Genomic DNA, 21,219 nt, shown 5'->3' with positions numbered 1-21,219 from the left:
ATCAGTCGGAACACCGTACGGCTCGCGTCCACGTCACGGGCCGGGCCTTCGAGGCGGACATACGGCACGGCGCCCGTCGAACCCCACCGCCGCGCGACCGCCGGCGGGGCGGCGAAGAGCCGCCTGCGTCGTTCCCGTGCCCGGACGCCGTCCGGGCCGGCTGCGCGACAGGCCTGCCCGTCAGCGCGCGAGCCCCCGCCGCCGCGGCGCCGGCGCCTCCGCCGCCCCGAACATCGCCGGCTGCGCCGTCCCGGCCAGCCCGCGCAGGGCGAGGCCGAGCGCCTCCTGACGCGCCTCGGTGAGCTGGCCCTGGAAGAGATGCGCCGCCACCACGAGGCGCGGACGGCCGGTGCGGTCGCACAGGGCGCTCGCCACCGAGGTGACGCCGCGGATGAGGTGGCCGAGATCCGCCGCGTAGCCCCGCTGCGTGCAGGCCGCGACCTCGTCGAGGAAGGTCTCGAACGGCACCGGCACGTGCCAGCGGATCGCCCCGAACCGGGTGCGCAGGGTGGCGTCCGGCAGCCCGCCGGCGGCGCGACCGGCGGCGGCGACCGCGCGGCCGATCGCGCCGGCATAGGCCGGGATGCGGGTGGCGAGGCGGAACTCGATGTGGATGCCGCTCGCCGGGACGATCCGGCCGAGCAGCAGCGCCTTGTCGTCGGGCGCCACCTGCCAGACGCTCGTCGTCGCCTCGAAGTCGGTCGCGACCTGCTGCAGCCCGGGTTGCAGCAGCTCGACGTCCGAGCGGTTGAGGAGCGGGCGCGCCACCTCCAGGAGGCCGAGGCCGAGCCGGTAGGTCTTGGTGTCCGGCGCCAGGGTGACGAAGCCCTCGTGCACCAGGGTGCGCAGGATGTTGAGCGTCGTCGAGGGGCTGACGCCCGCGGCGCGGGCGATCGCCGTGACCCCGAGCGCGTCGCGCGCCGCCGCCACCGCCCGCAGGATCGCGGCGGCCTGCGTCACCGCCCCGACCTCGCGGCCGACCTCCATCACCGCCCGATCGCCCTCGGCCTCGCGCTGTCCCACACCCGAACCCTCTGCCCCGCGACCCGCAGCCCCTTGCCGACCGGATCGTTTACGGTTCAGAATAGCGTTCAGCCCGCGGAATAGGAATTCCCCTCCGGGAGGTTCCAGCCGCGCGAGGCCCGGAGAACGGGCCCGGCGATCCACGGGGAGGACCAGGATGGCACGGATCCGACGGGCCCTGGCGGCGCGCTGCGCCGGGGCGATGCTGGCGCTTCTGGGCGCGACCGCGGCGCGCGCCGACGGCGACGTGCTCCGGATCGGCATCATCACCGACATGAGCGGCCAGTACAGCGAGGGCAACGGCGAGGGCTCGGTCGCCGCCGCCCAGATCGCCGTCGAGGATTTCGGCCCGACGGTGCTCGGCAAGCGCATCGAGATCATCTCGGCCGACCACCAGAACAAGCCCGACATCGCCTCCACCATCGTGCGCAACTGGCTCGACACCAAGGGCGTCGACGTGGTGGCGGAGGGCGTGAACTCGGCCGTCGCCCTCGCGGTCCAGGCGGTGACGCGCGAGCGCAACAAGATCTTCCTGATCTCGGGCGCCGGCTCGTCCGACCTCACCGGCAAGTCGTGCTCGCCCACCAGCATCCAGTGGACCTACGACACCTACGCTTCGTCGAACTCGACCGCCAAGGCCCTGGTCGCCCGCGGGGCGAAGTCCTGGTTCTTCCTCACCGCCGACTACGCCTTCGGCCACGCCCTGGAGCGCGATGCGTCCCGGGCGGTCGAGGCGGCGGGCGGCACGGTCGTCGGCAAGGTCCGCCACCCGTTCAACAATCCGGATTTCTCGTCCTTCTTGCTCCAGGCGCAATCCTCGCCCGCCCAGGTGGTGGCGCTCGCCAATGCCGGCAGCGACTTCGCCAACGCGATCAAGCAGGCGCACGAATTCGGCCTGTCGCACTCCGACAAGATCATGGCGGCGCTCCAGGTCACGCTGACCGATTCGGCCTCGCTCGGCCTCGAGGTGGTGCAGGGCGCGCTGTTCACCGACAGCTTCTACTGGGACCGCACGCCGGAGACCCGGGCCTATGCCGAGCGGTTCTACGCCCGCCGCAAGGCGATGCCGACCGCCTACCAGGCCGGCGTGACCTCGGCGCTGACCCACTACCTCAAGGCGGTGCAGGCCGCCGGCACCACCGAGTCCGCCGCCGTCATGGCCAAGATGCGCGAGACCCCGGTCGACGACTTCTTCGCCCACGGCGGCAAGGTCCGGGCCGACGGCCGCATGGTCCACGACATGTACCTGATGCGGTTCAAGAAACCGTCCCAGTCGAAGGGCAGGTGGGACCTCTACGAGCTCGTCGCCACGGTCCCGGGCGACGAGGCGTTCCGGCCGCTCGGCGAAGGCGGGTGCCCGTATGTCAAGAACTGACCCCGCCGATCTGGCGCCCCTGGTCCGGCCCGGCTCGGTCGCGATCGTCGGCGCCTCCGCCGACCCGACCCGCATCGGCGGCCGGCCGATCGCCTACATGCTGCGCGCGGCTTTCCGGGGTGCGATCCTGCCGGTGAACCCGAACCGCGCCGAGGTGCAGGGGCTGCCCTGCTACCCCTCCGTCGCCGCCCTGCCGCAGGCGCCGGACGTGGCGGTGATCGCGGTGCCGGGTGCCGCCGCCCTCCAGGCGGTCGACGAGCTCGGCGCCCGCGGCACCCGCTTCGCCGTGATGTTCACGGCGGGCTTCGCCGAGGTGGACGCGGCCGGCGCGGAGGCGCAGGGCCGGCTCGTCGCCACGGCGCGGCGGCACGGGATGCGGCTCCTCGGGCCGAACTGCCTCGGCCTGTTCAACGCGGCGGCCGGCTTCTACCCGATCTTCTCCGCCTCGCTCGAGGGCGGGCTGCCGCTGCCGGGACGGATCGGCATCGCCAGCCAGTCGGGCGCCTACGGCACCCACCTCTTCGCCGCCTGCCGCGCCCGCCACATCGGCACCGCGATGCTGGTCACCACCGGCAACGAGGCCGACCTCTCGGTCGCCGACGCGATCGGCTGGATGGCGCAGGACGACGACATCGACGTCATCATGGCCTATGCCGAGGGCGTGCAGGACGGGCCGGCCTTCGCGGGCGCGCTCGCGGCGGCCCGGCGGGCGAAGAAGCCCGTGATCGTCATGAAGGTCGGGCGCAGCGCCATCGGCAGCGCGGCGGCGCAGTCGCACACCGCCTCGATCGCCGGCAACGACGCGATCTTCTCCGCGGTGCTCGCCGAGCACGGCGCGATCCGGGCCCGCTCGACCGAGGAACTGATCGACATCGCCTACGCGGCGACGCGGCGGATCTACCCGGTGCCGAACAGCCTCGGGGTCATCACCATCTCGGGCGGCGCCGGGGTGCTGATCTCGGACGCCGCCGAGGCGGCGGGCCTCGCGATGCCGGAGATGCCGGCCGAGGCGCAAGCGCGCCTCAAGGCGATCCTGCCCTTCGCCTCGCCCCGCAACCCGGTCGATTGCACCGCGCAGGCCTTCAACGACCTGTCGCTGATCGGCCGCTTCACCGAATCGATGATCGCCGACGGGGGCTATTCCTCGATCCTCGCCTTCTTCACCCAGATCGGCGGCGCGCCCAGCATGGCGCCGGCGATCCGCGCCCAGCTCAACGCCGTCAAGGCGCGCCATCCCGACCGGCTCTACGCCCTGTCGGTGCTGGCCTCCGACGCGCGCAACCGCGAATACGAGGCCGACGGCTACCTGCTCTACGAGGACCCGGCCCGGGCGGTGGTCGCCCTCGACGCGATGGGACGCCTCGGCGCCGGCTTCTCGCAGCCCGAGCCGGCGGCGCCGCCGCCGGGCGCGCCCGTCCGGCTCCCCGAATCGACCCCGAGCGAGGCCGAGGCGAAGCGCCTGCTCGCGGCCGCCGGCATCGCGACGGTGCCGGAGGCTGCGTGCGCCGACGCCGAGGCGGCGGTCGCGGCGGCCGAATCCTTCGGCTTCCCGGTCGTGATGAAGATCCTGTCGCCGGACATCCTGCACAAGACCGAGATCGGCGGCGTGCTCCTCGACGTCGCCGATGCCGAGGCGGTCCGGTGCGGCCACGCCACGCTGCTCGAGCGCGCCGCCCGCCACGCGCCGGCGGCCCGGATCGAGGGCGTGCTGGTGGCGCGCCAGGTCAAGGGCGCGGTCGAGTGCATCCTCGGCATCCAGCAGGATCCGGTCTTCGGCCCGGTGGCGATGGTCGGGCTCGGCGGCGTCTTCGTCGAGGTCATGCGCGACGTGGTCTTCCGCCGCTGCCCGTTCGGCGAGGACGTCGCGGAGGCGATGATCCGCTCGATCAAGGCGGCGCCCCTGCTCACCGGGGCCCGCGGCCGGCCGCCCTGCGACGTCGCGGCGCTCGCCCGGATGCTGTCGCGGCTCTCGGTCCTCGCCGCGGCGGCGGGGCCCAGGCTTCGTTCCATCGACCTCAACCCGGTCTTCGCCCTGCCGGAGGGGGCGTTCGCGGCCGACGCGGTGATCGAGGTGGGGGAGGCGGGATGATGGGGAGTCGGGTGAGCGGTGTCGGGGAGAGACGCGCGGGTGAACCCTCCCCCCTCTGCGGGGGAGGGTGCCCCACGGAGTGGGGCGGGAGAGGGGAACCACGCTTCCGGGCAAGGCGGAACCGTTCTGAAGGGCGCCACATCCTCCAGCGTCGCGCTGCCCCTCTCCCGGCCTGCTTCGCAGGCCACCCTCCCCCGCGGAGGGGGGAGGGGGAATGGCGGTACGTCGCCCTGCCGGCGGGAATCCCATGACCGACCCCGCCCGCATCCCCGTCATCGTCGGCATCGGCGAGGTCGCCGACCGGCCCGACACCCCCGGCCGGGGCCCGATCGGCCCCGAGCCCGCCGCCCTGATGGCCGAGGCGCTCGCCCGCGCCGACGCGGATGCCGGCGGCGGCTGGCTTCCCCGCCTCGGCTCCCTCGACGTCGTCAACGCGGTGTCCTGGCCCTATGCCGACCTCCCGGCCCGCGTCGCCGACCTGATCGGCCACCGCCCGGCCCGCCTCGCCTACGGCCCGGTCGGCGGCGAGACGCCGGTCCGGTTCCTGCACGAGGCGGCGCGCCGGATCGCCCGTGGCGAGGTCGGGGTGGCGGCCCTGTGCAGCGGCGAGGCGGAGTACGGCGCGGGGGCCGCGCGGCGCGCCGGCTTGAGCCCGGAGCGCGACGCGATCCCGCCCTGGACCGCGCCGGACCCCGCCTGGACCAACCCGCGGGTGCGCGACTACCTCCACCCGCAAGCCCTGCGGCACGGCCTGTCGCAGCCGGTCTTCGTCTATCCGCTCTACGAGACCGCCCTCCAGGCCGCCTGGGGCCAGACCCCGCGCCAGGGCCGCGACGAATCGGCCGCCCTGTGGTCGGCGATGTCCCGGGTCGCGGCCCAAAACCCCCATGGCTGGCTGCGCCGGTCCTTCACGGCGGAGGAGATCGCCACGCCCTCGCCCGGGAACCGGCCGATCGCCTGGCCCTACCTGAAACTGATGGTGGCCAACCCGGTGGTGAACCAGGGCGCGGCCCTGATCGTGACCAGCCTCGCCCTCGCCCGCGCCGCCGGGCTCCCGGACCGCCGCACGGTGCCGATCGGCCCCGGCGCCGCGGCCGCCGAGCCGCGCGACTGGCTCGCCCGCGACCGGTTCGACCACGCCCCGGCGCAGGACGCGGTGCTGGGCGGGACCCTGCGCCGGGCCGGCCTCGCGCCCGCGGACCTTGCCGCGATCGAGCTCTACAGCTGCTTTCCCTGCGTGCCCAAGATGGCGCGCCGCCGCCTCGGCCTGCCCGGCGACGCGGTGCCCACCGTGGCGGGCGGGCTGACCTTCTTCGGCGCGCCGCTCAACGGGTACATGGCGCATGCCGCCTGCGCGATGGTGCGCACCTTGCGCGCGGCGCCGGGGGCCGCCGGCCTCCTCTACGGCCAGGGCGAGTTCGTCACGAAGCATCACGCCCTGGTGCTCGGCGGTCCTGCGCGCGTCCCCGCCGACGAAGCGATGTCGGTCCAGGACGAGGCGGATCACCGCCGCGGACCGGTGCCGCCGGTGGTCGCGGATGCGTCGGGCCGCGCCGCACTCGAGACCCATACCGTCCTGTTCGACCGCGAGGGTGCGCCGCAGAAGGGCGTCGTCGTGCTGCGCCGGGGGCTGGCCCGGCTGCTCGCCCGGGTGCCCGCCGCCGACCGCGCGACCCTCGGCCTCCTCACCGACCTCGACCGTTCGCCGGTCGGCCTCGACGGCACGCTGCGCATGGCCGCCGACGGGCTCCTCGAATGGGAGGCCGCGTGATGGCGGATCCGGTCCTCACCCGGCGCATCGGCGACCACGTCGCCCTCGTGACCCTGAACCGGCCGCGGGCCCGCAACGCCGTCGATCCGGACCTCGCCCGGGCGCTCGCGGCGGCGGTCGCCGCGACCGAGGCCGACGATGCGGTCCGGGCCGTGGTGCTGGCGGGCGAGGGCCCGGTCTTCTGCGCCGGGGCCGACCTGAAGGTGGTCGCGGATGGCGGCGCCGACGGGTTGTGGATCGGGGAGGGCGGGTTCGCGGGCTTCGTCCACGCGCGGCGCGCCAAGCCGTGGATCGCCGCGATCGAAGGCCCGGCGCTGGCCGGCGGCTGCGAGATCGCGCTCGCCTGCGAGCTGATCGTGGCCGGGGAGGGGGCATCGTTCGGCCTGCCGGAGGTGACCCGCGGCCTCGTCGCGGCGGCGGGCGGGCTCTACCGGCTGCCGCGGGCGCTGCCCCGTGCCGTCGCCCTCGAGCTGATTCTGACCGGGGCGCGGCTGGAGGCCGCCCGCGCCCACGCGCTCGGTCTCGTCAACCGGCTCGCCGCAATCGGCGCGGCCCGGGACGAGGCTGTGGCGCTGGCGACCGCGATCGCCGCCAACGCGCCGCTCGCCGTGCGCGAGAGCCTGGCGGTGGCGCGGCTGGCGCCCGATGCCGACGAGGCGGGATTGCGCGAGGCGAGCGCGGCGGCCCGGGCCCGGGTGCAGGCCTCCGAGGATTACCGCGAGGGCCCCCGGGCCTTCGTCGAGAAGCGCCCGCCGCGCTGGACGGGGCGGTGAAGCAGAGGAGGAACCCCATGGGCCTACTGGACGGCAAGGTCGCGCTCGTCACCGGGGCCGGCGGCGGCATCGGGCGGGAGATCGCGCTGGCCATGGCGCTCGCCGGCGCCGAGGTGGTGGTCAACGACGTCGGCGCCAGCCTCAGCGGCCTCGGCGAGACCTCGGCGACGCCGGGCGAGCAGACCCGCGCCATCATCGAGCAGCGCGGCGGCCGGGCGGTGGTCGATACCGGCAGCGTCGCCGAGTGGGACGCGGCGCAGGCCATGGTGGCCACCGCCCTCGACGCCTTCGGCCGCCTCGACGTCGTGGTCAACAACGCCGGCATCCTGCGCGACCAGATCTTTCACAAGATGACCCCGGAGGAGTGGCTCTCCGTCATCAACGTCCACCTCAACGGTAGCTTCTTCGTCTCCCGCGCCGCCGCCGAGACATTCCGGAAGCAGGGATCGGGCGCCTACGTCCACATGACCTCGACCTCGGGGCTGATCGGCAATATCGGCCAGGCGAACTATTCCGCGGCCAAGCTCGGCATCGCCGCCCTGTCGAAGTCGATCGCCCTCGACATGGGCCGCTTCGGCGTGCGCTCGAACTGCATCGCCCCCTTCGCCTGGAGCCGGATGACGAGCTCGATCCCCGCCGAGACCCCGGAGCAGAAGGCCCGCGTCGCCAAGCTCCAGGCGATGGGGCCGGAGAAGAACGCGCCGCTCGCGGTCTTCCTCGCCTCCGACGCGGCCGCCCATGTCACCGGCCAGATCTTCGCCGCCCGCCACAACGAGCTGTTCGTGTTCAACCATCCCCGCCCGGTGCGCGGCGTGCACCGGGGCGAGGGCTGGACGCCCGAGACCATCGCCGAGCACGGGATGCCGGCGCTGTCGGGCCACCTCGCCCCCCTCGACCGCAGCCCCGACGTCTTCTCCTGGGACCCGGTGTGACGATGACGATCAACGGACGCGCCCACATCGCCGGGGCCTACGAGCACCCGGCCCGCAAGGCCCCGGACAAGTCCGTGGCCCAGCTCCACGCCGAATCCGCCGCCGGCGCGCTCGCCGATGCCGGGCTGACCAAGGACGACGTCGACGGCTATTTCTGCGCCGGCGACGCGCCGGGCCTCGGGCCGCTGGCGATGGCCGACTACATGAACCTCCGGTTGCGCCACCTCGACAGCACCGACATCGGCGGCGCCTCCTACATCGCCCACGTGGCGCACGCGGCGCAGGCGATCGCGACGGGGAAGTGCAGCGTCGCGCTGATCACGCTCGCCGGCCGGCCGCGCAGCGCGGGACATTCCGGCACCGCCGCCCGGCCCGTCATCGCCGATGCGCCGGACAGCCCGTGGGAGACGCCGTTCGGCCCGACCACGGTCAACCTCTACGCGCTCTGCGCGCGTCGTCACATGCACGAGTTCGGCACGACCCCCGAGCAGCTCGCCTGGATCAAGGTCGCGGCCTCGCACCACGCCCAGCACAACCCGCGCGCGATGCTGCGCGACGTGGTGAGCGTCGCGGACGTGCTGGCCTCGCCGATGGTCGCCGACCCGCTCCACCGGCTCGATTGCTGCGTCGTCAGCGACGGCGGCGGCGCGCTGGTGGTGGTGCGGCCCGAGATCGCCCGGAGCCTCAAGCGCCCGCTGGTCCGGGTGATGGGGGCGGGCGAGGCGCAGAAGGGGCAGCTCGGCGGCGAGGTCGACCTGACGTACTCGGCGGCGCGGATCTCCGGCCCCGCCGCCTTCGCGGAGGCCGGCGTGACCCCGGCCGACATCCGGTACGCCTCGATCTACGACAGCTTCACCATCACGGTGCTGATGCAGCTCGAGGATCTCGGCTTCTGCGAGAAGGGGCAGGGCGGGCGCTTCGTCGCCGACGGCAACCTGATCTCGGGGACCGGACGACTGCCGTTCAACACCGACGGCGGCGGCCTGTGCAACAACCACCCGGCCAACCGGGGCGGCATCACCAAGGTGATCGAGGCGGTGCGCCAGCTGCGCGGCGAAGCGCATCCGGCGGTGCAGGTGCGGAACTGCGAGCTGGCGGTCGCGACCGGCATCGGCGGCCTGCTCGGCAGCCGCCACGGCGCCGCGACCCTGGTCCTCGGGAGGGAGTGAGACGCGATGACCCGGATCACCTTGCGCGACGGCGACTGGCCCGACCCGCCGGCGAGCCCCGAATCCGCAGCCTTCGTCGAGGCGGCGCGCGAGGGCCGCTTCCTGCTGCGCCGCTGCACCGCCTGCGGCAAGGCGCACTGGTACCCGCGCGCCCTGTGCCCGTTCTGCCTCGGCGAGACCGCCTGGGAGGAGGCCTCCGGCGAGGGCACGATCTACAGCGTCACGGTGCTCGCCCGCGAGGAGCCGCCGCGCACCGTCGCCTACGTCACCCTGGCGGAGGGGCCGACGATGCTGACGAGCGTGGTCGAGTGCGACGCCGCAACCCTGGCGATCGGCCAGCCGGTGCGGCTCGTCTTCGCGCGCTCGCGCAACGGCACGCCGGTGCCGTGCTTCCGGCCGGCGGGACCGGGCCCGGCCGCCTGACTCCCGATCGCGGCGCGCGCGGGGCTGGACCACCGCCGCGATCCCCGCGCGCTGTCGCGAAAGGATTCCGTCGCCGGTCGGAGCGCGTTCCGCATTCTGCCGGATACCTTAGGGTAACAAAAGTAACCATTGATTAACGCGATTTACTTACAAAACCATCATGCGATGATGATCGGGCGATAAATGTTCAAGAACTCCACGATCCGTGCCCGACTTTATGTCGGATTTGGCTCATTGGTACTGATTGCCGCTGCGATTGGCGGTTTTTCCATCAGTCAGCAAGCGGAAATCCGCGCGCAATACGAGCGGAAGGCGAGACTGGAGGGGGTCGCGCGCAAGATCCTGGCGCTCCAGGGCGCGTCGACCGCGCTGACGGGCGAGGCCGAGCAGTACAAGCTCGCCCCCGATCCCGTGCGGATCGCCTCGATGCAGCAGGCGCGGGAGACCATCGAGGAGGGGAGCCGGACGCTCGCCGAGACCGCGATCTCCGAGGAGCGCCGCAAGCTCTATGGCGGCGCGCGGGACCATGCGCGCCAGCTGAAGCCGGAACTCGAGAGGCTGATCGCCGCCGGCCGCGTGATGGCGGAGGCGAAGGCGACCCTGTTCCCCGGCGGGGACGAACTGACGCGGTCGACCTCCGCCCTCGTCGCCGACATGCGCGCCCGCGGCAACGACGCGCAGATCCTCCAGGCGGCGGTGACCGAGAGCGCGATGCTGCTCGTGCGCGTCGCCAACTGGCGCTTCCTCGCCGTGCGCGACGCGAAGGGCCCGGCGACCTTCGCCACCAACGCCGCCAAGGCGGAGGCGGCCCTCAAGGCCATGCGCGGCCTCGATCCGTCGGGGGATTTCGCGCCGGTGATCCGGGCCGTCGACCAGGCGCTTTCCGCCTATGCCGTCGCCTTCCACGCCTTCGTCGCCGCAATGGCGAACAGCGAGGCGGCGTTCGACGCCGGCATCAAGCCGCACGCCGCCGCGATCGAGGCGGCGTCGGCGGCGGTGCGGACCAACATCGAGGCGGCCGTCGCCGAGACCGAGGCGGCCACGCAGGTCATGGTGGACCGGACCCGGACCATCCAGTTCGGCCTGATCGCCCTCGCCCTCGCCCTCGGCGCCGTGCTGGCCACCCTGATCGCCCGCAGCATCGCCCGGCCGATCGGCGGCATGACCGCCGCGATGAAGCGGCTGGCCGCCGGCGAGACCGGGCTCGACGTGCCCTCGCGCGACGCGGGCGGCGAGATGGGCGAGATGGCCGGGGCGGTCGAGGTCTTCCGGCAGAACGCCATCGCCCGCGCCGCGCTCGAGGCGCAGAGCCGCGACGAGCAATCCGCCCGCCAGCGCCGCGCCGACCGGGTCGACCAGCTCGTCCGCGGCTTCCAGCACAAGGTCGCGGGCTCGCTCGAGATCGTCACCTCGGCGGCGACCGAGCTCGACGCCACCGCCCGCACCATGACCGGCGTCGCCGACACCACCAGCGGCCAGGCCCAGGCCTCCAGCGCCACCGCCGCCCAGACCTCGGCCAGCGTCCAGATGGTCGCCGCCGCGGCCGAGGAGATGGTGTCCTCGCTCCAGGAGATCGAGCGCCAGGTGCTGCGCTCCAACGAGGTCGCCGGCAACGCCGCCCGCGAGGCCGCGGCGACCGATTCGGCCATGACGAGCCTGAGCGCGGCCGCCACGCAGATCGGCGCCGCCGTCGCGACCATCACGGCGATCGCCGACCAGACCAACCTGCTGGCGCTCAACGCCACCATCGAGGCGGCGCGGGCGGGCGCGGCCGGGCGCGGCTTCGCGGTCGTCGCCGCCGAGGTGAAGGAGCTGGCCGCCCAGACCTCCCGGGCGACCGTCGAGATCGGCGGCCAGATCACGGCGATCCAGGCCGCCACCGGCCAGGCGGCGGGCGCCATCGGGCAGATCGGCCAGACGATCGCGGCGATGAACGAGATCAGCGGCATGATCGCCGCGACGGTGACGGAGCAGGCCGCCGCCACGACCGAGATCTCGCGCAACGCCGCGCAGGCCGCGCGCGGCAGCCAGGAGGTCTCCAGCGCGATGAATGCGGTGCTCGGCTCGGCCGGCGAGACCGGCAGCGCCGCCTCGCAGGTGCTGATGGCGGCGGCCGAGCTCGCCACGCAGTCGCTCGCCGTCAAGCAGGAGGTCGACGGCTTCCTGCACGACATCCAGGCGGCGTGAGGCGCGCGGCCGGGGCGTGATCCATCGGGGCGGCCGGCCCTTGGGGCCGGCCGCCGGCTCCGGCGGACGGTCGGGGCGCGAGGTCTCTCGCGAGAGCCTATCCTCTCCGGATCACGCCGCCCGGACCTCCCCCAGGAAGGCCGCCACCGCCGCGCTCATCGCCTCGGCCTGGCGTCCCAGGTCGCGGGTGGTGCCGGTGACGCGGGTCGCGACCTCGGCGGTGCCCCCGGCATCCTCGCGCACCCGGTCGATCAGGCGGGCGACCTCGTCGGTGCCGGCGCTGACGTCGCGGGTGCTGCGGGCGATCTCGGCGGTGGCCGCGCTCTGCTCCTCGACCGCGGCGCTGATCATCGCGCTGCTCTCGCTGATCCGGCCGATCGTCTCGCGGATGCGGGCGATGGCCTCGACCGAGCCGCCCGCCGCCGCCCGCATGGCGTCGATCTGGCCGGCGATGGTGCCGGTGGCCCGGGCGGTCTGCTGGGCCAGCGCCTTCACCTCCGCGGCGACGACCGCGAAGCCGCGCCCGGCCGCGCCGGCGCGGGAGGCCTCGATCGTGGCGTTGAGCGCCAGCAGGTTGGTCTGGGCGGCGATGCCGGTGATCAGGGTCACCACCTGGCCGACCTCCGCGACCGCGCCGGCCAGGGCGGAGACCCGCATCGCCACCGCGTCGGACTGCGTCACCGCGTCCTCCGCCACCGCGTGGGAGCGGCCGACCTCCCCGGCGATTTCGGCGATCGCCGCGCGCAGCTGCTCGGCGGAGAGCGCCACCTCCCCGGTCCCGGCCGAGGCCTGGACCACCGCCGCCGCCACCGCGGTCGCCGCCTCGGTCGAGCGGGCGGCGTTGCGCGACAGGGCCGCCACCGTGCCGTCGAGGGTCAGGGCCTGGTCGGCGACCGCGCCGATCACCGCGAGCACCCGGTCCTCGAAGGCTTGCGCCAGGGCGGCGGTGGCGCGGCGCCGGCTCGTCCGCTCCGCCGCCGCGTAGGTCTCGAGCAGCACCTCGAGGTCGAGCCACGCCGCCCGGGTGAGGGCGCCATGGAGCGCGGCCCGGGATCGGGATGCGAGGATCCCGGCGCCGCGCGGGCCCGCGAGGCCGAGGGCGTCGGCGAGCCCCGCCGTCACCGTGGCATGGCAGATCGACACCGCGTAGGCCGGCACCCCGCGGTCGTAGAACACCGAGGCCAGCCGCTCGGCCGAGGCCGTGAAGTCCGGGCCGAAATCGCCGCTCACCACCCGCACCCAGTGGGCGACCCGGGCCTCGTGCACCTGCGGGTCGCGCAGGGTCGCCTGGATCTCCGGCCAGTCCCCGAAACGGGCGTTCCACTCGGCGAGCAGCCCCGGCAGGCGCTCCCGGGCGAAGCCGGCCAGCCCGCGCAGGCGGGCGATGTCGTCCGGCGTGAGGCCGAACGTGGCGAAGCGGCGGGCTTGCGCGGCGGCGACCGTCTGATCCATGACAAAGTTGCACCCGTTGCGATACACAACTGATGCGAGAGTGCGGGATAATTTTCAGTTACCGTCGGTTCACTTGACCGTTGAAGAATCGACGCCGGAACCGGCGGCCGGGAGGCCGCGGGCACAGTCGGCGATCTGCCGGCGCAGCCAGGCATGGCCGGGATGGCGCTCGACCCGCCGGGCCCAGACCAGGACCGAGCGGGTGACCGGCAGGTCCGGATCGGCCGGCAGCGGCTCGCAGGCGACCGCGTGCATCGTCGCGAGGGTGCGGGCGATCCGCTCCCCCAGCACCGCCACCATGTCGGAGCGCGCCAGGATCGGCGCCGCCGACAGGAACGGCGCCGCCATCGCGACCCGGCGCGGGGGCAGGCCCCGGCGGCTCAGGATCGCGTCGAGGAACCCGACGTCGTCGCCGGTCGAGGAGACCACGAGGTGGGGGAGCGCCGCGAGGCGCTCGTAGGTGAGCGGCGCGGCGAGCGCCGGGTGCCCGCGCCGTCCGACGACCGCGAACCCGTCCCGGAACAGCGTCGTGGTGCCGAAGCGCTCGCCCTCGACCCGGCCGGCGCCCACCACCGCGAGGTCGACGTCGCCGCGATCGAGCAGGTCGTCGAGGCGCACGGTGCCGCTCGGGCTCATGTGGAGCGAGAGGGACGGGGCCCGGCGCCCGACCCACTCGGCGATCGGCGCGGCGAGCACCACTGCGGCGGTGTTGTTGAGCACCAGGCGGAAGCGCGCGGCCGAGGAGGCCGGGTCGAACCGGTCCGGGTGGAGCGCGCCCTCGATCTCGGCGAGCGCGCGGCGCACCGGTTCGGCGAGGTCGAGGGCCCGCGGCGTCGGGCTCATGCCGTCGGGCCCGCGCACGAACAATTCGTCGCCGAGCGCCCGGCGCAGGCGCTGCAGCGCGTGGCTCACCGCCGACTGGCTCAGGCCCAGCCGCTCGCCGGCACGGGTGACGTGGCGCTCGCGCATGATCGCGTCGAACACGATGAGGAGCTTGAAGTCGAACGCATCCCAGTTCACGGGCGCGGGTTGTAGCGGAGCGGGGCGGGGACGGATAGGTGGGCGACGATGCCGAGGCTCAACCCTCCCCCGCAGAGGGGGGGGAGGGTTCGCGCGCGCGGATCGGGAGGAGTTTTCCTTTATCCCTGCTTCAGCTTGGTGATCGTGTCTCCCGGCACGCCCGAAAAATTGTTCGACAGGAGGTAGCGCGGGCTCGACTTGATCCAGGTATCGAGGTCGATCTCCTCGAACTTGCCGTTGTCCCAGGTCTGCACGATCTCGAGGTCCTCGTCGCCGATGTTCTTGATCGCGTGGCCGAAGCCCATCGGGATGTAGGCGACGTCGCCGGGCTTGAACTCGGCCACCTTGCCGCGCCCGCCCGAGCCGAACACCGCGACCTGGCCCTTGCCCTTCAGGTAGTAGTGCCACTCGTTGGCGTTGACGTTCCAGTGCAGCTTGCGCATCTGGCCCGGCCTGATCGTCATCACGCCGCCCGACATCGTCTTCTGGATCGGCCACTCGTCGACGGTGGCGAGCCGGAAGGTGCCGCCCTCGAACTCGCGCACCGCGCGCGGATCCTTGAGCAGGCGGAACTTGTGGGTCGATTCCTTCGGCCAGGGCGCGTCGAGGGCATCCGAGACCGGGATCACCGGGCCGGCCTGGATGTAGGCCTCGCCCTTCGGGAAGGCGTCGAAGGCGTTCGCCGGCAGGCCGAAATCGAGGGCCAGCATGTCCTTCGGGGTCACGTCGATCCAGTCGGTGATCGAGAAGGTGCCGTGCTCCGAGAAGGCGCCGTTGTCGAACGACAGGATGAAGTGGCAGGGCTTGTCGCCGATGGTCTGGATCGAGTGGCCGTGGCCCTTGGGGAAGTACCAGAGGTCGCCGGGCTCGTAGTTGTTGATCTCGCTGGCGCCGGCGGGGTCGAGCACCACGGTCTGGCAGCGCCCGTCGATGACGTAGGCCCATTCGGCCGCGATGGCGTGCCAGTGCAGCTCGCGCGAGGCGCCGGGCTCGAGGAACATGTGCACGCCCGCGATCCCCTTGCTGATGGGGAACTGGTGCACCGTCGCCTCCTTGGCCCAGCCGCCGGAGGTCACCTTCGGGCGGTTGCCGTCGAGCGAGAAGTGGAAGTCGGGCATCGCCCCGACGTCGCCGGGCTCGTGGTAGGCGACCTTCGCCCCCGGCGGCAGCGAGACCGCCCGGCGCCCGAAGCCGCCGTCGCCCGGGTTGCCGTGATCGTGCTCGAGGGCCTTCGCGCCCGTCGCCATCAGCCCGCCGGCGCCGAGCGCCGCACTCCCCAGAAACAGCCGCCGCGTCTGGTCCATGGTGTCTCTCCCCCGGTTGAGCGGGACGGGTCCCGCCGTCCGTCGGCTCGGTCGCCGCCCGTCGGCCCTTGCCGGACCGTCGCGCCCGACGCTGGGCCAGGCCGGTGCGCCAGTGAAACGCATTGTCGGCATCGGCCCATGGCCGGCATTCATGATGCCGCACGGGGGATCGCGGGATGTCGTGGCAATTGTCCTGGCAGGTTTGGGCGCTGGTCTCGGCGGTGTTCACCGGCCTGACGGCCGTCCTCGCCCGGGCCGGCAGCGCCGGGGCGGAATCGGACGCGGCCGCCTTCGCGCGCTCGGTGGTGATCCTGCTGGCGCTCGGGGCGATCTGCCTCGCCACCGGCCAGTGGCAGGCCCTGCGCGGCCTCACCGGGCGCAACCTCGGCCTGCTCGGCCTGTCGGGCCTCGCCACCGCGGGCTCCTGGGCGTGCTACTTCCGCGCCCTCAAGACCGGCGGCGCGGCGCAGGTCGCGACCCTCAACAAGCTGTCGATCGTGCTGGTCGCGGTGTTCGGCGCGGCCGTGCTGGGCGAGCGCCTGTCGGGGATCAACTGGCTCGGCATCGGCCTCGTCGCCCTGGGGGCCTACCTGCTCGCCTGGCGGGGCTGAGCGCGCGCGGCGCCGCGCGGCGCCGGGATCCGCGCGGCGCCGAGGCTCAGGCGGCCGCCCGGTCGATCGCCCGGAGCTGCATGTCGAGCGTCGGGCCCGCCGCCGGGAACCGGCCGTCGAGGGCCGAGGTGCCGATGGTGAAGGCCGCGGCCCCGGCCTGCCGGATCGTCCGGACCTGCTCGGGCCGGTCGACCGAGCCGGCGACGATCACCGGCTTGCTCACCGCGCCGCAGACGGCGGCGATGAGCGCGGGCACGTCCAGCATCGAGCGGTAGGCGAGGAGGTCGAGGCCCGCGACGCCCGCGTGCGCCGCGATCCGGACGGCGCTGGCGACGATCTCCGCCTCGCTGCCCTCGAGCCGGCTCGGATGGCCGACGATGCGGCCCGGGAACGGGTAGTAGCGGATGCCCGACCCGGCGAGCAGCGGCAGCGCGTCGTCGACATGCGTGCCGCCGAGCAGGTAGTCGACGCCGAGATCGACCGCCGCCCGCACGGAGCGGACCTCGCTGTCCCGGTCGAGGGAGACGACCTCGAGATAGGCCGTCGCGCCGCCGCGACGGATCTGCCGGACGAGGTCGTCCAGGGCCTCGATGGGCAGGCCGATATCCTTGAAGCCGATATGCCGGATCCCCGCCGCGAGCGCCGTCGCCACGTGGGCGGCGGCATCCGCGACCGTGCGGTCGTTCCGGGTCAGCATGAAGATGAAGTCGAAGGTGGTCATGGGCGGCCTCCCGCGGGAGCGGTCTGTCGGCGATGGGGGGCGTCCCGTCGCGGCGGACGGGGCGGGTGTCAGGGCTGCGGCGCGACCGGCTGCGGCGCGGGGCGGGCGATCAGCCGCTCGGCATAGGCGAAGGCGGTCTCGAGGCTCGTCGGATCGGCGAGGCCCCGGCCGGCGATGTCGAACGCCGTGCCGTGGTCCGGGCTCGTGCGCACGAAGGGGAGCCCGAGCGTGACGTTCACGCCCTTCTCCAGGCCCATGTACTTCACCGGGATCAGGCCCTGGTCGTGGTACTGCGCCACCACGACGTCGAACCGCCCCCGGCGCGCCTGCATGAACACGGTGTCGCCCGGCCAGGGCCCGGAGGCGTCGATGCCCTCCGCCCGGGCCGCCTCGATCGCCGGGCGGATGATCCGGATCTCCTCGTCGCCGAACAGGCCGCCCTCGCCGGCATGGGGGTTGAGCCCCGCCACCGCCACGCGCGGGGCCGCGATGCCGAGGGAGCGCCCGGCCTCGTCGGCGAGGCGGATCGCCGCCATCTGGGCCGCGAAGTCGCCGCGCCGGATCGCCTCCGACAGCGCGCAATGGATCGTCACCAGGACGGTGCGGATCTCGTCGTTGGCCAGCATCATCGCCACGCGGGCGCCGCCGGCCTGCTCGGCCAGGATCTCGGTATGGCCCGGATAGGCGAGGCCGGCGGCCGAGAGCGCCTCCTTGTGGATCGGCGCGGTGACGATGCCGGCGACCCGCCCGCCGCGCGCCAGGCCGATCGCCGCCAGGATCGCCGCGTAGGCCGCGCGGCCGCTCGTCGCGCAGACCTGCCCGACCGGGGGCAGCGCCGCGAGATCGGAGCTCGCGAGCACGTCGAGGGTGCCGGGCTCGAAGCGGGCCCCGTCGAGGTCGTCGATCCGGTGGATGCGGCCGGCGCCGTCGAGGCGCCGGACCGCCTCCGCCATCACCCGCGGATCGCCGACGACGAGCCAGCGGCGCAGGTCGGGACGCCGGAGGAACAGCCGGGCGACGATCTCCGGGCCGATGCCGGAGGGGTCGCCCATGGTGACGGCGAGAGGGAGACGGGATTCGGGCATGGTCGTCCTTTCGCCCGGATCGGTCCGGGGTGGCCAGGGACCCGGGGGAACCACCGCCGACCTTACCGGTCCCGGCGCGCTGGACGAGCGATATGGTCTGACGTATTCCGGTGACGAGGGGTCACCAATGAAGCGATCGACGCTGCCCTCCCTGGACGACCTGCGGGCCTTCGAGACGGCGGCGCGCCTCGGTTCGGTGCGGGCCGCCGCCGGCGAGCTGGCGCTGACCCACGGCGCCGTCAGCCGCCGGGTCGCGAAGCTCGCCCGCGACCTCGGGTTCCGGCTGTTCGAGCCCGAGGGACGGGGATTGCGGCTGACGCCGGACGGGGCCGCCCTGTCCGAGGCCGCGACCCGGGCCTTCGGGCTGATCGAGGACAGCCTGGCGACGATCCGCTCCGCGTCGGGATCCGCGCCGATCGTCCTGTCCTGCGAGCGCTCGCTGGCGATGCGGTGGCTGATCCCGCGCCTCTCGGCCTTCCAGGACCGTCATCCGGAGATCGAGATCCACCTGTCCACGGGCGGCGGCAGCCCGGATTTCGCCCGCGAGCGGGTGACGCTGGCGATCCGGCGGCTCGACTTCGCCCTCGATCCGGCCTGGACGGTGCGGGAGCTGATGCCCGAGCGGGTCGGCCCGGTCATGGTGCCGGGCCTGCGGGACCGCTTCGCGCTCGGGGACTACGTCGCCCTCGGGTCGCGGACCCGCCCGAAGGCCTGGGCCGACTGGCAGCGGGCGCATCCGCACGCCCCGCCGCCGCGCAGCGTGCAACTCCTCGACCATCACTTCCTGATGACCGAGGCCGCGCTCGGCGGCCTCGGCGTCGCCCTCGCGCCCGAGGTCATCGTCGGCCAGGACGTGGCGCAGGGGAAGCTCGCGGCGCCCTACGGCTTCACGCCGGACGGAACCCGCTACGGCCTGATCTATCCGGGCTCCTACGTGCCGACCGGCCATGCCGACAAGCTTTGCGGCTGGTTGTTCGACGAGGCGGCGCGCGATGCCCGAGTTCCGCCGCCGGCGCAGGCCGGACCCGCGCCCCGGCGGCCGTGACAAAGCGGCGGCCGCCGCCCCGCTTGCCCTTCGTTGATCTCGCGTTCCGGGCGGCCTATGCATGGCGCCATGGAACTCCCAGCTTCTGCCGACCGATCCGTGGCTCCCCCGGCCAGCGCGCCCGCCGCCTATGCTCCCCTGGCCTGTGCGCCCCTGGTCTGCCCGTCGCCGCGCGCCGGCCGGGCGGCGCCGTTCCTGCCGATGAGCCGCGCCGAGATGGCGGCGCTCGGGTGGGACTCCTGCGACGTCGTGCTGGTGACCGGCGACGCCTACGTCGACCATCCGAGCTTCGGCATGGCGATCATCGGCCGGCTGCTCGAATCGCAGGGGCTCCGGGTCGGCATCATCGCGCAGCCCGACTGGCAGTCGGCCGAGCCGTTCAAGGCGCTGGGCCGGCCGAACCTGTTCTTCGGCGTCACCGGCGGCAACCTCGATTCGATGGTGAACCGCTACACGGCGGACCGCCGCCTGCGCCACGACGACGCCTACACGGCCGGCGGGGAGGGCGGAAGGCGCCCGGACCGCTCGACCATCGTCTACACGCAGCGCTGCCGCGAGGCCTACAAGGACGTGCCGATCGTCCTCGGCGGCATCGAGGCCTCGCTACGCCGCATCGCCCACTACGATTACTGGTCCGACAAGGTCCGCCGCTCGATCCTGGCCGACGCCAAGGCCGACCTGCTCATCTACGGCAATGCCGAGCGCGCCGTGGTCGAGGTAGCCAACCGCATGGCCGCCGGCGAGGCGCCGCACGAGCTCGATTCGATCCGGGGCGTCGCCCTGTTCCGCCGGGTGCCCGGGCACTACACCGAGCTGCCCGCCGACGACCTCGATTCCGCCGACGAGGCCGCGTCGCGCAAGGCCGGCGACACCGTGATCCGGCTCCCCGCCTACGACGAGGTCAAGGACGACAAGGAGGCCTATGCCCGCGCCTCGCGCGTGCTGCACCGGGAGGCCAATCCCGGCAATGCGCGCCCGCTCGTCCAGCGCCACGGCGACCGCGACCTGTGGCTCAACCCGCCGCCGATCCCGCTCACCAGCGACGAGATGGACGCGGTCTACGACCTGCCCTACGCCCGCGCCCCCCATCCGTCCTACGGCGACGCCAAGATCCCCGCCTGGGACATGATCAAGTTCTCGGTGACGATCATGCGCGGCTGCTTCGGCGGCTGCACCTTCTGCTCGATCACCGAGCACGAGGGCCGCGTGATCCAGAACCGCTCCGAGGGCTCGATCCTGCGCGAGATCGAGCGGATCCGCGACAAGACCCCGGGCTTCACCGGCGTGATCTCGGATGTCGGCGGGCCGACCGCCAACATGTACCGGATGGCCTGCAAGGACCCGAAGATCGAGGCGGCGTGCCGGCTGCCCTCCTGCGTCTTCCCCGACATCTGCCCGAACCTCAACACCTCGCACGACGACCTGATCCGGCTCTACCGCAAGGTCCGCGAGGTGAAGGGCGTCAAGAAGGTGATGGTCGCCTCGGGCGTGCGCTACGACCTCGCGGTCAGGAGCCCCGAATACGTCAAGGAACTCGTCACCCACCACGTCGGCGGCCGCCTCAAGATCGCGCCCGAGCACACCGAGCGCGGCCCGCTCGACAAGATGATGAAGCCCGGCATCGGCACCTACGACCGCTTCAAGGAGATGTTCGACGCCGCCGCCAAGGAGGCTGGCAAGAAGTACTACCTGATCCCGTACTTCATCGCGGCGCATCCGGGCACGACCGACGAGGACATGATGCACCTCGCGCTCTGGCTCAAGAAGAACGACTACCGCGCCGACCAGGTGCAGACCTTCCTGCCGTCGCCGATGGCGACCGCCACGGCGATGTACCACACCGAGGTCAACACGCTGAAAGGCGTGCGGCGCGGCGGCAGCGAGCCGGTCGAGGCGATCAAGGGCCTGCGCCAGCGCCGGCTGCACAAGGCGTTCCTGCGCTACCACGACCCCGAGAACTGGCCCATCCTGCGCGAGGCCCTGCGGGCGATGGGACGCGCCGACCTCATCGGGCCGCGGCCGGACCAGCTGGTGCCGTTCTCGCAGCCGCCGGGAACGGGCCTGGGCACGGGGAGGGGCAAGGGCCAGCCGCGACCGCGCCACGTGAGCGGCGGGCAGCACTTCACCACGAAGGGCGTGCCGCTGAGGAAGTGACGGCGTTGCGGGGGCGTCGGCGGGTGTGCTCCAGGCGGCTTTCCGCCCTCCGTGGCCCTTCGCATCACGGTCCACGACACGAGCT

Annotated in this window: 17 protein-coding genes; 11 read left to right on the top strand and 6 right to left on the bottom strand. The window is 73.6% G+C overall.

Annotated features, from left to right (window positions below):
• Positions 1 to 180: 180 nt before the first annotated feature.
• Positions 181 to 1,023 carry an IclR family transcriptional regulator gene (locus tag A5481_RS08565; protein WP_156312046.1) on the bottom strand — a complete coding sequence of 281 codons (843 nt, stop codon included), beginning with the start codon at positions 1,021 to 1,023 and terminating at the stop codon, positions 181 to 183.
• A gap of 157 nt (positions 1,024 to 1,180) precedes the next feature.
• Between A5481_RS08565 and A5481_RS08560 the strand changes: the two genes are divergently transcribed.
• The 8 genes from A5481_RS08560 to A5481_RS08525 all read left to right on the top strand — a co-directional run bounded on the left by A5481_RS08560 (position 1,181) and on the right by A5481_RS08525 (position 11,742).
• Positions 1,181 to 2,398 carry an ABC transporter substrate-binding protein gene (locus tag A5481_RS08560; RefSeq protein WP_048436377.1) on the top strand — a complete coding sequence of 406 codons (1,218 nt, stop codon included), beginning with the start codon at positions 1,181 to 1,183 and terminating at the stop codon, positions 2,396 to 2,398.
• On the top strand, positions 2,385 to 4,487 hold the full coding sequence (locus A5481_RS08555) for an acetate--CoA ligase family protein (protein ID WP_048436378.1): 2,103 nt from the start codon (positions 2,385 to 2,387) through the stop codon (positions 4,485 to 4,487). Before A5481_RS08560 ends, A5481_RS08555 begins: the two co-directional genes overlap by 14 nt.
• A gap of 247 nt (positions 4,488 to 4,734) precedes the next feature.
• Positions 4,735 to 6,258, top strand: coding sequence for an acetyl-CoA acetyltransferase (locus A5481_RS08550; protein WP_048436080.1), 1,524 nt, complete (start codon positions 4,735 to 4,737; stop codon positions 6,256 to 6,258).
• A complete protein-coding gene (locus A5481_RS08545; RefSeq protein WP_048436079.1) occupies positions 6,258 to 7,031 on the top strand; it encodes an enoyl-CoA hydratase-related protein in 774 nt (257 codons plus the stop codon). Before A5481_RS08550 ends, A5481_RS08545 begins: the two co-directional genes overlap by 1 nt.
• A gap of 17 nt (positions 7,032 to 7,048) precedes the next feature.
• Positions 7,049 to 7,963 carry an SDR family NAD(P)-dependent oxidoreductase gene (locus tag A5481_RS08540; RefSeq protein ID WP_048436078.1) on the top strand — a complete coding sequence of 305 codons (915 nt, stop codon included), beginning with the start codon at positions 7,049 to 7,051 and terminating at the stop codon, positions 7,961 to 7,963.
• Between the two features lie 2 nt (positions 7,964 to 7,965).
• Positions 7,966 to 9,132 carry a thiolase domain-containing protein gene (locus A5481_RS08535; RefSeq protein ID WP_048436077.1) on the top strand — a complete coding sequence of 389 codons (1,167 nt, stop codon included), beginning with the start codon at positions 7,966 to 7,968 and terminating at the stop codon, positions 9,130 to 9,132.
• A 6-nt stretch (positions 9,133 to 9,138) separates the two neighbouring features.
• Entirely contained in the window at positions 9,139 to 9,555 is a 417-nt protein-coding gene (locus tag A5481_RS08530) for a Zn-ribbon domain-containing OB-fold protein (protein ID WP_048436076.1), read from the top strand.
• 234 nt (positions 9,556 to 9,789) lie between these two features.
• On the top strand, positions 9,790 to 11,742 hold the full coding sequence (locus A5481_RS08525) for a methyl-accepting chemotaxis protein (protein ID WP_342447358.1): 1,953 nt from the start codon (positions 9,790 to 9,792) through the stop codon (positions 11,740 to 11,742).
• 111 nt (positions 11,743 to 11,853) lie between these two features.
• On the opposite strand, the gene A5481_RS08520 is transcribed toward A5481_RS08525, so the two are convergent.
• The 3 genes from A5481_RS08520 to A5481_RS08510 form a co-directional block, all read right to left on the bottom strand.
• Positions 11,854 to 13,194, bottom strand: a complete 1,341-nt coding sequence (locus A5481_RS08520; protein ID WP_048436075.1) for a globin-coupled sensor protein — start codon at positions 13,192 to 13,194, stop codon at positions 11,854 to 11,856.
• Between the two features lie 69 nt (positions 13,195 to 13,263).
• Positions 13,264 to 14,214, bottom strand: coding sequence for a LysR family transcriptional regulator (locus A5481_RS08515; RefSeq protein ID WP_053082526.1), 951 nt, complete (start codon positions 14,212 to 14,214; stop codon positions 13,264 to 13,266).
• 119 nt (positions 14,215 to 14,333) lie between these two features.
• A complete protein-coding gene (locus tag A5481_RS08510) occupies positions 14,334 to 15,518 on the bottom strand; it encodes a cupin domain-containing protein (RefSeq protein WP_053082525.1) in 1,185 nt (394 codons plus the stop codon).
• A 176-nt stretch (positions 15,519 to 15,694) separates the two neighbouring features.
• Between A5481_RS08510 and A5481_RS08505 the strand changes: the two genes are divergently transcribed.
• Positions 15,695 to 16,129 carry an EamA family transporter gene (locus A5481_RS08505; protein WP_048436074.1) on the top strand — a complete coding sequence of 145 codons (435 nt, stop codon included), beginning with the start codon at positions 15,695 to 15,697 and terminating at the stop codon, positions 16,127 to 16,129.
• A gap of 46 nt (positions 16,130 to 16,175) precedes the next feature.
• Here A5481_RS08505 and A5481_RS08500 read toward each other — a convergent pair whose 3' ends face one another.
• The gene (locus A5481_RS08500; RefSeq protein WP_048436073.1) at positions 16,176 to 16,850 is read right to left on the bottom strand and encodes a beta/alpha barrel domain-containing protein; all 675 of its coding nucleotides are present in this window, start codon (positions 16,848 to 16,850) and stop codon (positions 16,176 to 16,178) included.
• Positions 16,851 to 16,918: 68 nt separating this feature from the next.
• Positions 16,919 to 17,935, bottom strand: coding sequence for a 4-hydroxythreonine-4-phosphate dehydrogenase PdxA (pdxA, locus tag A5481_RS08495; protein WP_048436072.1), 1,017 nt, complete (start codon positions 17,933 to 17,935; stop codon positions 16,919 to 16,921).
• A gap of 127 nt (positions 17,936 to 18,062) precedes the next feature.
• Here pdxA and A5481_RS08490 point away from each other — a divergent pair, with 127 nt between their 5' ends.
• Positions 18,063 to 18,980, top strand: coding sequence for a LysR family transcriptional regulator (locus tag A5481_RS08490; protein ID WP_048436071.1), 918 nt, complete (start codon positions 18,063 to 18,065; stop codon positions 18,978 to 18,980).
• Between the two features lie 69 nt (positions 18,981 to 19,049).
• On the top strand, positions 19,050 to 21,134 hold the full coding sequence (locus A5481_RS08485) for a YgiQ family radical SAM protein (protein ID WP_048436070.1): 2,085 nt from the start codon (positions 19,050 to 19,052) through the stop codon (positions 21,132 to 21,134).
• Positions 21,135 to 21,219: the final 85 nt, after the last annotated feature.

Origin of the sequence: Methylobacterium platani, from assembly GCF_001653715.1 — a bacterium.
Lineage (GTDB): Bacteria > Pseudomonadota > Alphaproteobacteria > Rhizobiales > Beijerinckiaceae > Methylobacterium > Methylobacterium platani.
This window is presented reverse-complemented; position numbering and strand designations above follow the sequence as displayed.

Excerpts from the sequence above, each read along its gene's own strand:
- A5481_RS08560 (WP_048436377.1), top strand. The coding sequence starts at position 1,181 with ATGGCACGGATCCGACGGGCCCTGGCGGCGCGCTGCGCCGGGGCGATG.
- A5481_RS08555 (WP_048436378.1), top strand. The coding sequence starts at position 2,385 with ATGTCAAGAACTGACCCCGCCGATCTGGCGCCCCTGGTCCGGCCCGGC.
- A5481_RS08550 (WP_048436080.1), top strand. The coding sequence starts at position 4,735 with ATGACCGACCCCGCCCGCATCCCCGTCATCGTCGGCATCGGCGAGGTC.
- A5481_RS08545 (WP_048436079.1), top strand. The coding sequence starts at position 6,258 with ATGGCGGATCCGGTCCTCACCCGGCGCATCGGCGACCACGTCGCCCTC.
- A5481_RS08540 (WP_048436078.1), top strand. The coding sequence starts at position 7,049 with ATGGGCCTACTGGACGGCAAGGTCGCGCTCGTCACCGGGGCCGGCGGC.
- A5481_RS08535 (WP_048436077.1), top strand. The coding sequence starts at position 7,966 with ATGACGATCAACGGACGCGCCCACATCGCCGGGGCCTACGAGCACCCG.
- A5481_RS08530 (WP_048436076.1), top strand. The coding sequence starts at position 9,139 with ATGACCCGGATCACCTTGCGCGACGGCGACTGGCCCGACCCGCCGGCG.
- A5481_RS08520 (WP_048436075.1), bottom strand. The coding sequence starts at position 13,194 with ATGGATCAGACGGTCGCCGCCGCGCAAGCCCGCCGCTTCGCCACGTTC.
- A5481_RS08510 (WP_053082525.1), bottom strand. The coding sequence starts at position 15,518 with ATGGACCAGACGCGGCGGCTGTTTCTGGGGAGTGCGGCGCTCGGCGCC.
- A5481_RS08505 (WP_048436074.1), top strand. The coding sequence starts at position 15,695 with ATGTCGTGGCAATTGTCCTGGCAGGTTTGGGCGCTGGTCTCGGCGGTG.
- A5481_RS08500 (WP_048436073.1), bottom strand. The coding sequence starts at position 16,850 with ATGACCACCTTCGACTTCATCTTCATGCTGACCCGGAACGACCGCACG.
- pdxA (WP_048436072.1), bottom strand. The coding sequence starts at position 17,935 with ATGCCCGAATCCCGTCTCCCTCTCGCCGTCACCATGGGCGACCCCTCC.
- A5481_RS08490 (WP_048436071.1), top strand. The coding sequence starts at position 18,063 with ATGAAGCGATCGACGCTGCCCTCCCTGGACGACCTGCGGGCCTTCGAG.
- A5481_RS08485 (WP_048436070.1), top strand. The coding sequence starts at position 19,050 with ATGGAACTCCCAGCTTCTGCCGACCGATCCGTGGCTCCCCCGGCCAGC.